This is a genomic window from SAR202 cluster bacterium (genome assembly GCA_016872285.1).
GTDB lineage: Bacteria > Chloroflexota > Dehalococcoidia > Lucifugimonadales.
The window spans coordinates 1-16,119 of sequence record VGZZ01000054.1 but is presented as its reverse complement, the minus strand read 5'-3'; the positions used below and the strand labels follow the sequence as shown (position 1 = coordinate 16,119).

Genomic DNA, 16,119 nt, shown 5'->3' with positions numbered 1-16,119 from the left:
GACAGCGGGTCGATAATCATGCCCCACGCCAGCTCGAAGCCCCCGGCGTCAAACCACTTGCGGCTGAAGTAGTCGATGCCCGTGGCCCCCTGGTCTATGCGGTCGATAGCCACCAGCCAGAAGACCCCAAAGCCAGCGGCGATGGCTAGAATCGCTATCCACGCGCCCTTAAGTGGCAAAAACCGTCCAACAGCCACAATCAGAAAAAACGCGACGAAGCTAAAGGCCGGTATCAGCCACGCCAGCTCCATATCAGCCATGGGCGTCTTCCCCTCTTTGGAGGGACAGGCCCGCCATTGGCAGCAACCAAATGCGACACATCGTATTCATTTCCCTCTTGAGGGGAATCGAGGGTGTCCCCTCAGGTTCTCCCTCTTCTCCTATTGCAAAGGAGAAGAGGGAGTTAGAGGGTGATGAGGTGATCCTATTTATCTCTTCGCCTTCCAGCAGGCTGTACTCAGTCCCGATGCAGTCGGGAAAGGGGATTAAGGGGATGGTATCCCGTCTATGAGTAGCAATGTGTTGCGCCTCGTCCGTAGAGGAGAAAGAGGGGATACGGGGGGGACTGGCGGCTCTGAGTGATAACACGACGCTCATAAGTAGACCCACGTCAGGGCAAAACTCACGTCCCCTACCACTTCATTAGCTCAATCTCGTCCACGTTTACCGTGGCGCGGTTTCGGAAGAGCCGTAGAATAATCGCCAGGGCCAGCCCCACCTCCGCCGCCGCCACCGTTATAACAAATATTGCGATGATGAGTCCCGTAAATCGCTCAGGGTCCAGGTACGACGCCGCGGCGATAAGGTTCAGGTTCACCGCGTTTAGCATCAGCTCTATCGACATAAGTATCAGCACCGCGCTGCGGCGCGCCAGCACCCCGTAAAGCCCCACCGCGAAAAGCGCCCCGCTCACTATCTGGAAATGCGTCAGCGTCATTGCTGCCCCTGCCTTTCGGTCTGCGCGATAACTATGGCTCCGACGAGCGCGATTAGCAATACCAGCGACGCCACTTCAAAAGGCAGCGCCCAATCGTTGAACAGCGCCCGCGCCAGCACAGTGAACCCCACGCGGTTCCGCGTCTCGAAGTCCGCGTCGTTGGCCATAAAGGACGCTGTCAGCAGCCCAAAGAAGCCTATGGCCGCCAGCGCCGCCAGGGGCCACTGCTTGTTGTCCGATATGTTGGGGTACTCCCTGGACCGCGTCAGCATTATGGCGAAGAGCAGCACAATGATAATGGCGCCGCCGTATATGAAAATCTGCACCAGCGCCAGGAACTCGGACAGCAGCAGCACGTACAGGCCCGCCACGCCCAGCAGCGAAACGAGTAAGAAAAGGGCGGCGTGCACCACGTTGCGAGTAGACACTACGCCAAGGCCGCCCCCTACAGTCAGGACGGTCAGGGCGGCAAAAAAATACCACGACATGCTAGACGGAGGCCTTCTCGGGGGCCGGCTTGGCTTCCGCTTTGGCCTTCTTGGACGGCGGCACCCAGCCTGACTCTTCCTGGTATTTCATGCCCATCTCTAAAAGCGGGACAAGGTCTACCCGGTCGCCGTTGCGCTCGAAAACGCTCATCTCGTGCTCATGGCTCATAACTATGGCGTCGAAGTTGCAGACCTCCACGCAGATGCCGCATAGAATACAACGATTCAGGTTAATCTCAAAAGTGTCCACTATCTTCCGCCGCGAGCTTTTGCCCTCCTTCTGAAGCGGGTTGTCCTTCATAGTCGCGCTCATGCACTGCGTCGGGCAGTTGCGTATGCACACCATACAGGCGGTGCAGAAGGGTTCGCCCACCTCGTGGTCCCAGGTCAGCGCCGGGAAGCCCATGTATCTAGGCTCCTTCTCGCGCGGCTTCTTCGGGTACTGGTCCGTCACCGGCTTCTTGAACGTCGAAACTATCGTCAGCAGCATTCCCTTTAGGCTAGCGAGCACTTGGCGCCCTCCCTGGCTCCCGGCCGTAGGAGCGGGCCAACTTGATCACCGGCAGCGTGAACTGGCGGTACAGCCAGTACCCTGCCACGGCCAGCGTCGCCACCGACATCAGCGACATGCTCCACCACGGCCAATCGTAGAATCTGTAAACACTTGTCATCACCACGCCGGCAAAGGACAGCGGTATCATTCCCTTCCACCCGAAGGACATTAGCTGGTCTATTCTGAGTCGAGGGAACGTCCCTCGAATCCAGAATATCACCAGCACCATAAAGTAGGTCTTAATCAGGAACCATACCCACTCGGGAAGCAGGGGGCCATACCAGCCGCCCAGGAACAGCAGCGAGGCCAGCGCCGCGATGAGGAAAGTGTTCATATATTCGGCCAGGAAGAAAACCGACCAGTGGGCGCCGCTGTACTCTACAAAGGGCCCGCCCACAATCTCGGATTCCGCGAAATAGATGTCGAAGGGTATGCGGCCCACCTCCGCCAGCCCTGCCAGCAGGAACAGCACCAGCCCCAGCGGGAACAGCACCGCGAAAGGTATGCCTTCGTGGTTGAAGACGCCGCCCGCCGCGTTAATCTCATTCAGCACGTCCTGCGCTGTGTCCAGCGGCACCTGGCTCGCCGACACCGCCCGCAGGTCCAGCGATCCCGCCAGCACCGCCACCGCCACCACCACCATAATCAGCGGCACCTCATAGCTCACCAGCTGCGCCGCGGCCCGCAGTCCGCCCAGCGCGCCGTACTTGTTGGCCGACCCCCAGCCCGCCAGCAGCAACCCCAGTATCGATACTACCAGCAGGGCGATGATTACAAACAGCCCCAGGTCCAGGTTTTGCACCACCAGGTCTCGGGCGGCGGGGATGGTCACCCACACCATGAACGACGGCACCAGCACCAGCAGCGGCGCAATCCAGAATATCAGCCTGTCCGACTGCGACGGCACCAGGTCTTCCTTCGTCACCAGCTTTATAGCGTCGGCCACGGGTTGCAGCAGCCCGAAGGGGCCGACGCGCGTCGGCCCAAGCCGGCGTTGCAGACGGCCCAGGAACTTCCGCTCTATCCACACCAGCGACAGCACCACCACCGAGAGGGCGGTGAACATGATGAGCAGCGCTAGCGCCAGCAGCAGGACTTCAGACAAACTCACCGGTCCACCTCGCCCAGCACAATGTCCAGCGAGCCAAGGATTATAACGGCGTCGGCTACGTAGGTGTCCTTGATCAGGCGGCCGATGGCGCTGAGGTTGCAGAAGGACGGCGGCCTCACCTTGATTCGATATGGCTTGTCCGTGCCGTCGCTGACCAGGTACACGCCAATCTCGCCCCTGGGGTTCTCCGCGCGAACATACACGTCACCCTTAGTGGGGCGAATCAGCCGCCGCCCCACGGCCATGACCGGCCCGCCGGACATGGACTTCATCGCCTGCTCTACGATGCTCAGCGACTCGTACATCTCCCGCACGCGGACGAAATACCGCTCCCACGAGTCGCCGTCGCGGCCCACCGGCACGTCGAACTTAAAGCGCTGGTAGACCGAATACGGCTCCGCCTTTCGCACGTCGTAATTGACGCCGCAGGCCCGCAGGCACGGCCCCGTCCACCCGTAGTTTATGGCCGTGTCCCGGTCGATGCCGCCGACGCCCTTAGTCCGCGCGACGAAGACCTCGTTGAAACTCAGCAGCTTGTCGCACTCCTCCACGTCCCGACGAAGCTCCGGCATCAGCTTGTCCATCAGCGCGTGGAAGTTCTCCGGCAGGTCCTCCTTCACGCCGCCGATGTGGAAATAGTTGTGCATCATCCTCGCCCCGCTGACCGCCTCGAACAGCGCCTGGATGCGCTCGCGGCCCCGGAAGGCGAACATTACCGGCGTCATAGCCCCCGCGTCCAGCCCGAAGGTCCCCAGGAACAGCAGGTGGCTGGCGACTCTGTTCAGCTCGCCCAAAATAACCCTGATATATTCGGCCCGCTCAGGCACCTCCAGTCCCATGAGCTTTTCCACCGCGCGGCAGAAAGCCCACTCGTTGTTGAAGTTGGCAATGTAGTCCAGGCGGTCCATCAGCGTCACTACCTGGTGGTACTGCTCCCCCTCCGCCAGCTTCTCCGACCCGCGATGCAAATAGCCAATGTGCGGCTCCGCGTCCACCACCACCTCGCCGTCCACCCGCAGCAGCATGCGAAATACGCCGTGCGTCGAAGGGTGCTGCGGCCCCATATTCATAAGGATATCCAGGTTCTGGGACTGCTCAGGCGCCTGCCCCAGCATCTGGTCGGAGTTGGTAGCCACGCTAGTCCTGTTCCTCGCCGATGAGCATCAGATGGATCTCCGTGCTGTCGTCTACCCTTGGGTACCCAGCCTTCTCCAGCGAGGCTTCCAGCGTGCCCTTCTCCTCGCATTCGTGGGCCCAGTCCTTAAACTGGCGCACCAGCTCCTCCGTCGCCTCTTCGTAGCTGTTGCCGGTAGAGGCTACTGGCAGGTTTTCAATAGCGGCTTCGTAGAAGCCTTCTTTTTTTGTCATTCGAGTTTTAAGCGTTACAGTGTTCATAGCTAAAATTCCGTATATTCATGGAAAGGAAAGGATTTCAGGCCTGGATGGCCCTCAAACCCTTCGTACAATAGCAGCGGCTTCAATCCTGGATGGCCGGTAAAGTTTACTCCAAACAGGTCGTGGGCCTCACGCTCGTACCAGTCGGCGGCATGCCACAGGCCGGTGAGCGATGGCGCCTCCGGCCTCTCCGCCGGCAGGTCCACTTTTATGGCCAGTGTGTATTCCCACTCCATGGACAGCAGCGTGTATACCATCTGAATCTTGTCTTTATAGTCCACTGCCGCTACGCAAAGAAGGGTCTTGAAGCGCGTGGCGTTGTCGTCCTTCAGGATACGGCACACCGACACCAGGTCCTCCGCTCTTATCTCTATCTGTACGCGGTCGAACAGCGCGCCGGCGTGGACGCGATACCCCCTCAAAATCCTGATAACGATACTGGTAAGCTCCAGCTCTCTCGGCTGGAGCGTTCGAGTTTGAGCTTGCGCTTCCGGCTTATGTCCCGCCGCGGCCACGCTTGGCGTCCTGAGAGATTTTTTCTTGCAGCTTCAAGATGCCGTGCATCAGCGCCTCTGGTCGAGGGGGACATCCCGGCACGTACACATCGACGGGTATGATGCGGTCCACGCCCATGACCACCGAATAAGACCGGTAGTACGGCCCGCCGTTGGTGGCGCAGCTTCCCATGGCTATCACCCACTTCGGCTCCGGCATCTGTTCGTAGAGCAGCTTTATCGGCTCCGCCATCTTCTTCACCACCGTCCCCGCCACAATCATCACGTCCGACTGCCTCGGCGACGGCCATGTCACCACCCCGAAGCGGTCGAAGTCGTGGTGGGCCATGTAGGTGGACATCATTTCAATGGCGCAGCACGCCAGCCCAAAGGTCAGCGTCCATAGCGATGATTTGCGGGCCAGGGCAAAGAGTTCGTCACTCTTCGCGGTTATAAAGCTGGGCGCAGCCCGATGCAGTAGGCTGGGAGCGGGCCGGTTGCCCTGGGCCAGGGTTATCTTGTCCATTCCAACACGCCCTTCTTCCAGCCGTATATCAAAGCCACCAGCAGCACCGCCAGGAAAATCATCATCGCGTAGAAGGCCACCTTGCTGCCCATGAACACCACTGCCCAGGGAAAGAGGAACACAGCCTCCACGTCGAAGATTAGGAAAAGTATGGCGAAGATGTAGTATCGAATGTTTATCTGCGAAAAAGCGTAGGGCGCCGCCGGTATCCCGCATTCGTACGGCGTCTCCTTTATCTCCGAGCGACGCCGTGAGGATATGAGAAGCGAGGCCCCTAACATAATTGCTATGGCGCCAAAGCCGATGAGCCCGGCCAGCAGCAGGGCTGTCCAGTTCTCTATCAGCGCTTCAGGCATAGGTTATCCATGATTCTAGATGTTGAATATGCGGGAAAACCGGGGAAATCCCGATAGAAGAGGATTGAGGTCAACTAGGGGAGCGTACACTACCGTTATGTTAGCATTGGGCTTTCGCAAGCGTCAACGAGAAGCGCCGTTAATCCAGCCTCGTTTTGTTTCCGTACTTTAATCAAGGCTTGAAAGCCGCCAGGCGCAGCCCTATTCTTTGTCGGGCATCTTCAGCTCTGTAAGTCTAGGAGGTTACTCTTGAGGCCCTGGGTTATCATTTCAGCGCTCCTGCTTACCCTCTCCTTACTGCTCGCCTGCGGCGGCGACGCCGCTACCCCCATCGGCTCGCTCACACCTACCGCCACCCAGCCCTCTGCGGCCTCATCCTCCCCGACCCCCACTTCCATGCCTCCAACACCCATCACCACCATCAGCCCCACGGCCACGCCTACCGCCACCGTTGTCTCCCAGGCCGCTACTCCCACAAACACGCCAACCCGGCCGGCCACGCCCACCAGCGCGCCCACGACCACCGCTACCGCGACTGCCATACCCACGTCCACACCTACGCCCACCAGACCTCCTGTTACCCCCACTCCCACCTCCACCGCCACCCTTATCCCAACCCCTGTGTCCACCCCCCACCCAGGACCCAGAAAAGCGTTACGATTGACTCCGGTCAAGGACAACACCCTCTATGAGGACCACATTAAAGAGATGAGCAACGGCAAGGGCCAGCACCTCTTTGTCGGCAGGAACGGCAGCGGCTCGGCCCGTCGCGCCCTGATAGCCTTCGACCTCTCCGCCGTCCCCGCCGGCGTCCAGATAACCGGCGTTGAGCTGGTGCTAAGGGTCTCCAGGGCCCAGCAGTCGCCGCCCACCCAGGTCCGGCTCCATCGCTTGACTGCCGATTGGGGCGAGGGCGCCTCCATCGCTTCCGGCAACGAAGGCGGCGGCGCGGTCGCAGCCCAGGGCGATGCTTCGTGGCATTTCAGTAAATTCAACACACGTTTCTGGAACGCTCTGGGAGGCGATTTCGTCTCCACAGCCAGCGCCTCCGCCGCCGTAGGTAGCGAGGGCAGGGTCACCTGGGGATCCACCGCGCAGATGCTGGCCCATGTCCAGGGCTGGTTAAGCAACCCTGGCAGTAACTTCGGCTGGGTCCTTATCGGCGACGAAAGCAAAGGCGCCACCGCCAAGCGTTTCGACTCTCGCGATAACTTGGACGCCGACAGCCGCCCCGTCCTGATTGTTACGTACCTTCCCTGAAAAGGAGGCAAAATGAAGACCTTGGTCTTGACAGTCCTTGTTGCTCTAGCCCTTATCATCGCGGCCTGCGGCTCCGAGGAGTCTACCCCCACCTCCACCGGCAACCCCGTTCCCTCCGCCGCCGGCGCTAAAGAGGTCAAGGTGGAGGTCAGGAGCTTCTCCATCCAGCCTGAGACCACCGCGCTCCAGCCCGGCCAGAAGGTCAAGTTCACCGCCAGCAACACCAGCTCTTTGCTTCATACCTTCACCGTCGCTACCAGCAACGACAAAAAGGAAATCCTGGTTGACCTGGAGCTAAACGGCGGCGATAGTAAGAGCCAGGAGATAACCGTTCCCTCCGGGGCCGCAACCCTCTACTACTTCTGCCGCCCCCACGAGAGTAGCGGCATGAACGGCACTTTCAACGTGGGGAACGCCCCTGCCGGCGCGGGTTCAGAAACAAAGACCCCCACGTCAGGCCAGTCTGGCAGCGACTACTATTAGCGGATGGCGATAGGCCCTACAGAGGAAGAAAAGACGCAGGAAGCCCCTCGTGAAGACACTCCAGCCGCGAGGGTCTATATCTGCGACCTCTGCGGCTTCGTCATGCTGGACTCCCACTGCAAGCTCACATGCCTGCGATGCGGCTACATGCGCGACTGCTCTGACCCCTGAGGCTTCTTGAACGGCCACCACTCCGGGAAGTCCCGCAGCGGCATATGCCTAAAGAGGTCGGGGTGTACCCTCACGGCTTCTCGCAGCGCCTTGTCCATAACCAGCCTGATGGAAAAATGAGCCTGGCGCTGTGTTCTTAGCTTGAACAGGTGGTAGCATTCGCGAAGGTTCATCTTGGTCAGCACCCGCCGCTTGTGCGCGTGTGTCGCGAGATACGGGGCCAGCAGCGGATAGCTTTTGTAAACCTTCTTGAACCCCGACTCGCTGACCTCCATCGCCTCCCCAAACTCCCCGCCCAGGCCAGCCTCCTTGATAAGCTGCGGCATCAGCGACCCGTGGGCCACTGTCAACGGCTGCGGTATGTAGCTCTGCATCCGGTGCCGCTTGAACTCTCGATACGCCCCGTAGTCCATGATCAATTCAAAGGTATAGTCCACCATCTCAAACTCCCGCGGCGGCGCGTCGTGAGGCCCCATCCCCTCCAACATCCCCGCGATAACCCTCCCCCGCCCCTCCGACCCCATGTCCTCCGCCCGCCGCCACGCCTCCTCGTATGACAATGTCGAATGCCTGAACAGCATCGACGCCGCCAGCTTCAGGTCCGCCTGCGTATCGTAATGCGCCAGCCGCGCGTCCACGTCCAACGGCAGTGGCCCGTTGCCCGAATCCCCGGTCTGCTCCTGTTGCCGCTCCCCTGCCGCCGCCAGGTACTTATTCACCTGCGCGTACTTGATAAGCGTAGGCGTTATCTCTTGCCCACGGCGCTTTATATCCTCACCCAACTCCCTCTCTTCGCTCAGCTCCGACGACAGCAGTTTGGTTATAGCGTGTTCCATGCTTCGAGCGTTCATAGTAACGCCTACGTTGGTCAGCGTAGCGGCGGGCAAAAGGAACCGGCAGCTATCGATGGCCTCCCGACGTATCCGCAGATTATAGGCGCCTGGGCGCTCGTCGGGCTTCTGCGGGTGCTTCTTCTTCAGATGCTCGGACACGCCGGTAAGCATTCGTTCGTAAGCGGCAAAAAGCCCGTCGCACGTCTGGCGGAAGACTTCGGCCATCGCCTGGTCCTGGTCCAGCTCCTGCGGGACGTGGTAGTAGCCCGGTGGCAAGACCTGGTATCGCGACGACTTCTCGGTATAAGACCCCAGCCGGTTGTCCTCCAGCGTGTCGCAAGCCAGCCTGGATATGTTCTCCGCCGCTACGTGCAGCACCGCGTGTTCCGCCACCGATGCGTGCCCGTACCCCAGCACCCACCGTTCGTGGAAGTCCGCCGCCTTCTCCTGGCTCACCTGCTGCGCGATTTCGTCGAAAGGCTCTGGCCGTCGGGAGGTCATCGCGAAAACCACCGCCAGCTGCTCCTCCGTCAGGTCCTTGGGCCGGAGGGCGTAGATGCGGCGAGAGTATTGTGGTGTGCTGGCCTGACTCACCTGGCTTTCCCCCTCTAACGGTTGGTCAGTGGCACACTACCACGGTTTTATCTTCCACGCTAGGCTTCAGTACGTATGGTTATTCGCAATGCGCACTTCTGGCATAAGGCCCCGCCTTCGTCCATTGTTTGCATAGTGCCGCATCGAGGGCACCGCAACTCCACCTGCTTGACTTGTGAAGGCGCTGCGGCTGGCGTTTCCCTGGGCGTCATCCGCCCCAATAGCGGTATGGTTACGGTGCCGAGGGCATCCAGTACCGCCAGTACTCCTACTGCACGCAGATATTCGCCATCATCAATGTTATCCACAAACATCATCGCCGACACCATTGAGGCCAAGATAAAGATTATGATTGCAGTAACAGGTGTAAGGACCCTCGCCGTACCTTTCAGTCGCACTAGAGACAACATTCCAACTTGGGCGAAGCTGAACGAGAAAATAGCTATGGTGCCCATACTATTTCCGTAGTGTTCTTTTTCAACCCATTCAGACCAAATGCCAATGACAAAGAAGACGAACCCTACAACGGCCAGAGCAATACCCAGATACCAAAAAGCTGACAGTCTGCTTCTCTCCAGCGGCGCCGCTGACCCTAGACCCGTCAGACTGAAAAGTGAGATTGTCAGGGTAGTAAACAGGATCTTTCCCTCAGTTTCGCCGAAATCGCCGCCAAAAATCAGAATAAAAATAGCTATCAGCGCGCTTATGACCAGCGAACCAATGAGAGCGGTCAAGAACCAGCGTCTGAGGGGTGTGCTAACTGTTGGCATCAACGCCTCCAGGTCTTTGAAAGCTTGTTAGGAGAGTTAAACCAAGTTGGAGAGGTCTGGCCCTGGGCTGGACAGTGGGTAGACATGGCAGCTTCGAGATGCGCCAGGCCATATCTCGGCATTCCCCTACCAATAAGAACGGACGGCTTAGATAAGTAACAGGACGGGGTGTTCCAGCAGCCGCTTTACTTCCTGTAGGAACCGCGCCGCCTCAGCCCCGTCGATGACCCGGTGGTCGGACGAGACCGTCACCTTCATCATCTTCCCTACGCCTATCTCCCCGTTCTTCACCACAGGCTTGTCCTTCACCGCGCCCACAGCCATTACCGCCGAGTTGGGGGGGTTAATTACCGCCGTGAAGCTGTCCACGTCCAGCATCCCCATGTTGCTGACGGTGAAAGTGCTGCTGGTGTACTCCTCCGCCTTCAGCTTACCGCCCTGGGCCCGGGTAATAAGGTCCTTGGTGGCCTTCGCCAGCCCCACTAGGTCCTTGGACTGGCATTGCGACACCGCCGCGATGATCAGCCCGCCCTCCATGTCGATGGCGATGCCTACGTTGACGTTCGGGTGTATAACCAGTTCGTTGCCCTGTATCGACGAGTTGAAGTTGGGGAACTTCTGAATCGCCAGAACGCAGGCGCGTATGATCATGTCGTTGACGCTGACGCGGGTGCCCTCCGGCAGGCTGCTGTTAAGCTCCTTGCGCAGGTCCAGGGCCTTCCCCATGTCCAATTCCGATGTCACATAATAGTGCGGCGCCTCCCTCATGCTCGCCACAGTTCGCGCGGCGATGGCCTGGCGCATGCGGCTTAATGGAACGCGCTTTTCCTCGGTGGGCAGGGCAGGCTTGGGGGCTGCCGCCTTGGTCGCGGGGGCGGCAGGCGATGGAGCCTTGGCCGCGGCCGGAGCGGGCGCCGCCGCGGGGGCGGGCTCCTTGTAGCCCCTAACGTCGGCTTCGGTGACGCGTCCTCCCGGCCCCGTGCCCTTCACCTTGCTCACATCGACGCCCATCTCTTTAGCGATACGCCTCGCCAGGGGGCTGACCTTGACCTCGCCTGCTGGGGCTGCGGGCGCTTCCTGAGCGGCGGCGGGCGCGGGCTGAGGCTCGGGCTTTACCTTGGCCGTCGGCGCGGCCTTGGCTGACGGCGTGGCGGGAGTCGCGGCGTTTGTGGTGGCGTCCACCGGCAGCTCCTCCCCGTCCTCACCAATGATGGCGATGGGGCTTTCCACAGGCACCTTGGAGCCTTCCGGCGCGACGATCTTTTTCAGCACGCCGCCTGCGTAAGCCTCCATCTCGACCACCGCCTTATCCGTCTCGATTTCGGCGATGACCTCTCCCCGGGCCACCTGGTCGCCTTCCTTCTTTCGCCATTTGACGACGGTGCCTTCCTGCATATCAAAGCCCATCTGGGGCATTCTTATAGTGGTGGCCAAGGGAGCTCCTCCTGAACAGGTCTAAGCGCCAAATACAGCCCGGACGGCGCCGACTACTCTCGCCGCGTCAGGGAAGGCCAGGTTCTCCAGCGGCGCCGAGTAGGGCGCCGGAACCTCTTCCCCCGACACCCGCAGCACCGGCGCGTCCAGGTAATCAAATGCGTGTTCTTGAATAAGGCTGACGATTTCTCCGGCGAACCCGCCGGTCTTCCACGTCTCCTCCACCACCACCGCCCTGTGCGTCTTCTTCACCGAATTCACAATGGACTCCACGTCCAGCGGGCGCATGGTGCGCAGGTCCAGCACCTCAGCTTCGATGCCTTCCTTAGATAAAGTCTCGGCAGCGCTCAGCGACGTATGGAGCATTCGAGCGTGAGAGACTATGGTTATGTTTTTGCCTGGGCGCTTCACATCGGCAGCGCCCAGGGGCACCGTGTAATGTTCTTTCGGCACCTCGCCCTTAACGCTGTAAAGAAGGGCGTGTTCGACAAACAGAATGGGGTCCATGCTCTGACGGCAGGCGCGAAAGAGGCCCAGGGCGTCGTAGGGCGTGGACGGCGCCACCACCTTCAACCCCGGCACTGAGGCGTACCACCCCTCGAAGTTCTGTGAGTGCGTCGCCGCCAGCTGCGCCCCGCCGCCGGTCACCGTCCGCACTATCAGCGGAATCTCAAGCTGCCCCCCTGACATGTACCGCAGTTTGGCGGCGTGGTTCACTATCTGGTCCATGCCCAAAAGCGTGAAGTTGATGGTCATAATCTCCACAATGGGCCGCAACCCGCCCATGGCGGACCCCACCCCTGCGCCGATGATAACCGACTCCGCCAGCGGCGAGTCCTTGATGCGCTGCGGGCCGTAGTCGTCGTACAAGCCCTTGGTCACGGCATATGTGCCGCCGTAAGGGCCAATGTCCTCGCCTATAATAAAGACCCTGGAGTCCTCATCCAGGGCCTCCCTCAACGCCATGTGCATGGCGTCCCTTATGCTCATTACCGGCATGACGACTCCTTAGTGACTGTAAACTTCCTGGTGCAGCGCGGCGGGCTCGGGGAACGGGCTCTCGGTGGCGAACTTCACCGCCGCCACAATCTCTTCTTCCGCCGCTTTCACAATTGACTTCAACTCCTCTTCCGTAGCCGTTCCCTCGGACAATAATTGCTTTTTAAGCAAAATGATTGGGTCTCTGGTCATCCAGAACTCCACCTCATCTTTAGGGCGGTATCCCGCGGGGTCTGATATGGAATGGCCCCGGTACCGGTACGTTTGCGCCTCGATTAACATAGGCCCTTCGCCACCCCTGACGTGCTTCACCGCCTCCGCCGTCGTCCTGCGGACCTCGAACAGGTTCATCCCGTCGACACGAACCCCCGGTATCTTGTACGGCTCGCCGGCCTTGTAAATCTGGTCGTGCCCGGCATACGTCTCCGATACCGACGCGCCCATCCCGTACAAGTTGTTCTCGCAGTAGAAGATCACAGGCAGCTTCCATATCGACGCCAGATTTAGCGACTCGTGGAACTCCCCTTCCTGCATCGCGCCGTCGCCGAAGAAGCATATCGTCAGCCCGTTCTCGCCCTTCTCCTTGGACGCCATCGCCAGCCCCACCGCAATGGGAAGCTGCCCGCCCACAATGGCGTAGCCGCCCATGAACCGCTTTTTTACATCGAAAAGGTGCATGGAGCCGCCCTTGCCTTTGCTGACACCCGTGGCCTTGCCGAACAGCTCGGCCATCAGTGCCTTCGTGTCCAACCCCCGCGCTATGGCGTGGCCGTGGTCTCGATAGTGGGTGACGATATAGTCTTGCGGTTCCAGTAAGGACATGACGCCTACGGCAATGGCCTCTTCGCCGCTGTAAACGTGGAGGAAGCCCTTTACGTTCTTCTGCATGTACTGTCGATAGCACTCATTCTCGAATTCTCGGATGAGCACCATCTGGCGGTACATCTCCAGAAGCTGGGCTTTGGAAATCTTTTCCTTTAGCTTCACAGGCTGCCGTCCTCCCCGTGCTAAATATTAATGGCCTCACCCTTGGCTACAAGGGCGGCCTCTTTTAGGGCTTCAGACAGGGTCGGATGCGAGTGGACCACCCATCCAAGCTCCGTGGTGGTGCCCTCCAGCATCCGCGTCATAGATATCTCCGCCAAAAGCTCAGTCACCTCCGGGCCTATGAGGTGAACACCCAGGATTTCTCCGTGCTTGGCGTCGGTGACCAGCTTTACGAAACCATCGGTGTGCCCCAGGGCCAGGGCCTTGCCGCTGGCGATGAACGGGAACTTTCCTATCTTAACATCATGACCCTGCTCCCGCGCCTGCTTCTCGGTGAGGCCGAAGCTGGCGACCTGTGGACTGCAATACGTCGCCTTGGGCATGTCGGTGTAGTCCAGGCCAGGGGACTCCATCCCTGCTATCCGCTCCACCACCATTACCCCCTGCGCCGACGCCGCGTGCGCCAGCAGCAGCTTCCCGGTCACGTCGCCGATGGCGTACACGCCCTTGGCGCTGGTCGCTAGATTATCGTCCACTTTAATAAACCCGCGCTCCGTGGCTATCCCAACCTTCTCCAGCCCCATGTCCTCCACGTTCCCCTGAATGCCAATGGCCACCAGCACCCTATCTGCCGTTATCTCTGAGGTGGCGCCGTTCTGCTCCACCTTCACCTGCGCCGTCTTTCCCTTCTTGGACACGCCGGTGACCTTAGCGCCTGTCATAATTTCAATGCCCTGCTTTTTGAAGGAGCGCTCAAGCTGCTGGCTTATCTCCTCATCCTCGTTGGGCACCAGGCGGGGCAGCAGTTCCACCACCGTCACCTTGGCCCCATAGGCGTGATATATGGACGCGAATTCGACGCCAATAGCCCCGCCGCCCACTATTACCACCGATGACGGCGCCGTCTTCTGCTCGATGGCGTGACGGCTGGTGACCACCACCTCGCCGTCGATAGGCAGGGGCGGTATGCTGCGGGGGCGTCCACCCGTGGCGACGATGATGTTCTTGGCGACGATCACGTCCTCGCTGGGCGATATGGTCAGGGTGTGGGCGTCGACAAACCTGGCGCTGCCCTTGATGGTGTCGACCTTGTTCTTCTTCAGAAGGCTGGCGACCCCGCGGGTCAGCCGAGACACCACCACGCGGCTGCGGTCGTAGGCCTTGGAATAGTCCACCTTCAAATTGTCGAAGGTTATGCCATACTCTGCGCCGTGCTTCGCCAGGGACACAACCTCGGCGTTGCGCAGGAGCGCCTTGCTGGGTATGCAGCCCCAATTCAAGCAGATGCCGCCCACCTCGTCACGCTCTATAACAGCCGTCTTCAGGCCCAGCTGGCCTGCTCTGATGGCAGCTACGTACCCTCCCGGCCCTGCTCCAATAACCGCAATATCATACTCCGAGCGTGACGCCAATTCAGCGGTGTCCTCCTGGGGATTCTGCAATACGAGACAGGTATGTTACTGAGGAAAGAATCATTATACAAGTGTCTCCAGCAGACCATCAAGAATAGTTGGCGGCGCTAAATCCTGGGTCTTGCGGCGGCTGGTTGAAGTTGCTCCAAAGTTAAGTTCTATGGTACCCTTTCTACGACTTATCTTGTCAAAGGGGTGAAGGGCCGTGCCAAAGATAGGAGCATGGGAACTTCTTATTATCCTGGCTATAGTGCTGGTCATTTTCGGCGCCGGCCGCCTCACCGACATAGGCGGGTCCCTGGGCAAAGGCATCCGCGCCTTTAAAGACGGCATCGGCGGCAAGGGCGATGACGAAAAGCGTGAGCACGATGAAAATGTCCTCGCCAGCAAGAACGAGAAAAAGTAGCCGCCCTTAAACCATTAGCTAATCCAGAAGCCCCCTGATTCATTGGGGGGCTTCTTTTTATGTTCCTTGAGTCTGCGCCACCCGAGTACGCGCCCGCTTCCCTTCCCGCGCCGCCAGCTTGGACAGCCACAGGCCTATCTCATATAGCACTATCAACGGCGCCGCCACCAGCGTTTGATTGACCGGGTCGAAGGTCGGCGTAATAATGGCCCCCAGCACAAACGCGATGACCACCCACGGCCTCCGAAACTTGGAATAGGCGCTGGGCTTGACTACCCTCAGTTTCGCCAGCAGAAACATTACCACGGGCGTCTCGAACACCAGCCCCATCCAGAACAGCAGCATCACTACCACGTTGACGTAGTTGCTGATGCGTATGGTCGGCTGGGCGATGTCGTTTCCGAACCCTACCAGGAATTCGATGGCCGGAGGTATCAGGACATAGTATCCAAAGGCCGCGCCGGCAAAAAAGGACAGCAGCACCGCAGGCACAAACGAGTACAGGTAAAGTTTCTCCTTAGCCGTCAGCGCCGGCGCCACGAACATAATCGTCTGCATGAACACCACCGGCGACGCTATCACCAGCCCCGCCATCATAGACACCTTCATCATCACCCCAAACATCTCCGTGACCTCGATGAACACCAGCCGTCCCTCTATCTCCGTCAGATCGTCCGCCGGGACCAGGAGGAAGTCCACAATCCGTTCCCAAAATATGAAGGAGAGGACTGTGGTAACAGCCACGGCGGCTAAGGCTATGGTCAGCCGCTTACGCAGCTCCTGGAGGTGCACCCGCAGGGACTTAGGCTGGTCCCTCATTTAGGCTCCTTGTCCTCCCTGCCGCCGAAGGCTACCCCCGGCGGCTCCCCCGGCACCTCTTCCTTCGGCGGCGCGGCCTTCTTCTGCGTCT

The 16,119-nt window shown here is 59.7% G+C and carries 21 protein-coding genes; 3 read left to right on the top strand and 18 right to left on the bottom strand.

From position 1 onward, the window contains the following. The 11 genes from FJ320_11545 to FJ320_11495 all read right to left on the bottom strand — a co-directional run. Positions 1-260: hypothetical protein (locus FJ320_11545; GenBank protein ID MBM3926590.1), on the bottom strand; the 260-nt coding region annotated here is incomplete at its 3' end. A 371-nt stretch (positions 261-631) separates the two neighbouring features. Then, complete coding sequence (gene nuoK, locus FJ320_11540; GenBank protein MBM3926589.1) at positions 632-937, bottom strand: NADH-quinone oxidoreductase subunit NuoK; 306 nt, start codon at positions 935-937, stop codon at positions 632-634. Next, positions 934-1,425, bottom strand: a complete 492-nt coding sequence (locus tag FJ320_11535; protein ID MBM3926588.1) for an NADH-quinone oxidoreductase subunit J — start codon at positions 1,423-1,425, stop codon at positions 934-936. The genes nuoK and FJ320_11535 overlap by 4 nt, the downstream gene beginning before the upstream one ends. A 1-nt stretch (position 1,426) precedes the next feature. Beyond that, entirely contained in the window at positions 1,427-1,936 is a 510-nt protein-coding gene (locus tag FJ320_11530) for an NADH-quinone oxidoreductase subunit I (protein ID MBM3926587.1), read from the bottom strand. Further along, positions 1,926-3,083: an NADH-quinone oxidoreductase subunit NuoH gene (gene nuoH, locus FJ320_11525; GenBank protein ID MBM3926586.1), complete on the bottom strand. Its 1,158-nt coding sequence runs from the start codon at positions 3,081-3,083 to the stop codon at positions 1,926-1,928. Before nuoH ends, FJ320_11530 begins: the two co-directional genes overlap by 11 nt. A 2-nt stretch (positions 3,084-3,085) precedes the next feature. Beyond that, positions 3,086-4,204, bottom strand: a complete 1,119-nt coding sequence (locus FJ320_11520) for an NADH-quinone oxidoreductase subunit D (protein MBM3926585.1) — start codon at positions 4,202-4,204, stop codon at positions 3,086-3,088. A gap of 22 nt (positions 4,205-4,226) precedes the next feature. Further along, positions 4,227-4,457, bottom strand: a complete 231-nt coding sequence (locus FJ320_11515; GenBank protein MBM3926584.1) for a hypothetical protein — start codon at positions 4,455-4,457, stop codon at positions 4,227-4,229. Between the two features lie 29 nt (positions 4,458-4,486). Beyond that, a complete protein-coding gene (locus FJ320_11510) occupies positions 4,487-4,999 on the bottom strand; it encodes a hypothetical protein (protein ID MBM3926583.1) in 513 nt (170 codons plus the stop codon). Next, positions 4,980-5,504, bottom strand: coding sequence for an NADH-quinone oxidoreductase subunit B (locus FJ320_11505; protein MBM3926582.1), 525 nt, complete (start codon positions 5,502-5,504; stop codon positions 4,980-4,982). Before FJ320_11505 ends, FJ320_11510 begins: the two co-directional genes overlap by 20 nt. Further along, positions 5,492-5,860, bottom strand: coding sequence for an NADH-quinone oxidoreductase subunit A (locus FJ320_11500; protein ID MBM3926581.1), 369 nt, complete (start codon positions 5,858-5,860; stop codon positions 5,492-5,494). The genes FJ320_11505 and FJ320_11500 overlap by 13 nt, the downstream gene beginning before the upstream one ends. 221 nt (positions 5,861-6,081) lie before the next feature. Then, positions 6,082-6,489, bottom strand: coding sequence for a hypothetical protein (locus FJ320_11495; GenBank protein MBM3926580.1), 408 nt, complete (start codon positions 6,487-6,489; stop codon positions 6,082-6,084). Between the two features lie 31 nt (positions 6,490-6,520). Here FJ320_11495 and FJ320_11490 point away from each other — a divergent pair, with 31 nt between their 5' ends. Both FJ320_11490 and FJ320_11485 read left to right on the top strand, forming a co-directional pair. Next, entirely contained in the window at positions 6,521-7,120 is a 600-nt protein-coding gene (locus tag FJ320_11490; protein ID MBM3926579.1) for a DNRLRE domain-containing protein, read from the top strand. Between the two features lie 12 nt (positions 7,121-7,132). Beyond that, positions 7,133-7,603 carry a hypothetical protein gene (locus FJ320_11485; GenBank protein ID MBM3926578.1) on the top strand — a complete coding sequence of 157 codons (471 nt, stop codon included), beginning with the start codon at positions 7,133-7,135 and terminating at the stop codon, positions 7,601-7,603. Between the two features lie 143 nt (positions 7,604-7,746). On the opposite strand, the gene FJ320_11480 is transcribed toward FJ320_11485, so the two are convergent. From FJ320_11480 to lpdA, 6 genes are all read right to left on the bottom strand, one after another. Then, entirely contained in the window at positions 7,747-9,201 is a 1,455-nt protein-coding gene (locus FJ320_11480; protein ID MBM3926577.1) for a hypothetical protein, read from the bottom strand. A gap of 59 nt (positions 9,202-9,260) precedes the next feature. Continuing rightward, complete coding sequence (locus FJ320_11475; GenBank protein MBM3926576.1) at positions 9,261-9,971, bottom strand: DUF4337 domain-containing protein; 711 nt, start codon at positions 9,969-9,971, stop codon at positions 9,261-9,263. Positions 9,972-10,118: 147 nt separating this feature from the next. Further along, a complete protein-coding gene (locus FJ320_11470) occupies positions 10,119-11,405 on the bottom strand; it encodes a 2-oxo acid dehydrogenase subunit E2 (protein ID MBM3926575.1) in 1,287 nt (428 codons plus the stop codon). Positions 11,406-11,426: 21 nt separating this feature from the next. After that, entirely contained in the window at positions 11,427-12,404 is a 978-nt protein-coding gene (locus tag FJ320_11465) for an alpha-ketoacid dehydrogenase subunit beta (GenBank protein ID MBM3926574.1), read from the bottom strand. 9 nt (positions 12,405-12,413) lie between these two features. Continuing rightward, positions 12,414-13,349, bottom strand: a complete 936-nt coding sequence (pdhA, locus tag FJ320_11460; GenBank protein MBM3926573.1) for a pyruvate dehydrogenase (acetyl-transferring) E1 component subunit alpha — start codon at positions 13,347-13,349, stop codon at positions 12,414-12,416. 62 nt (positions 13,350-13,411) lie between these two features. Then, entirely contained in the window at positions 13,412-14,803 is a 1,392-nt protein-coding gene (gene lpdA, locus FJ320_11455; GenBank protein MBM3926572.1) for a dihydrolipoyl dehydrogenase, read from the bottom strand. A 205-nt stretch (positions 14,804-15,008) separates the two neighbouring features. On the opposite strand from lpdA, the gene FJ320_11450 reads away from it, so the two are divergent. Next, positions 15,009-15,209 carry a twin-arginine translocase TatA/TatE family subunit gene (locus FJ320_11450; protein ID MBM3926571.1) on the top strand — a complete coding sequence of 67 codons (201 nt, stop codon included), beginning with the start codon at positions 15,009-15,011 and terminating at the stop codon, positions 15,207-15,209. 57 nt (positions 15,210-15,266) lie between these two features. On the opposite strand, the gene tatC is transcribed toward FJ320_11450, so the two are convergent. After that, complete coding sequence (gene tatC / locus FJ320_11445) at positions 15,267-16,028, bottom strand: twin-arginine translocase subunit TatC (protein MBM3926570.1); 762 nt, start codon at positions 16,026-16,028, stop codon at positions 15,267-15,269. Positions 16,029-16,119: the final 91 nt, after the last annotated feature.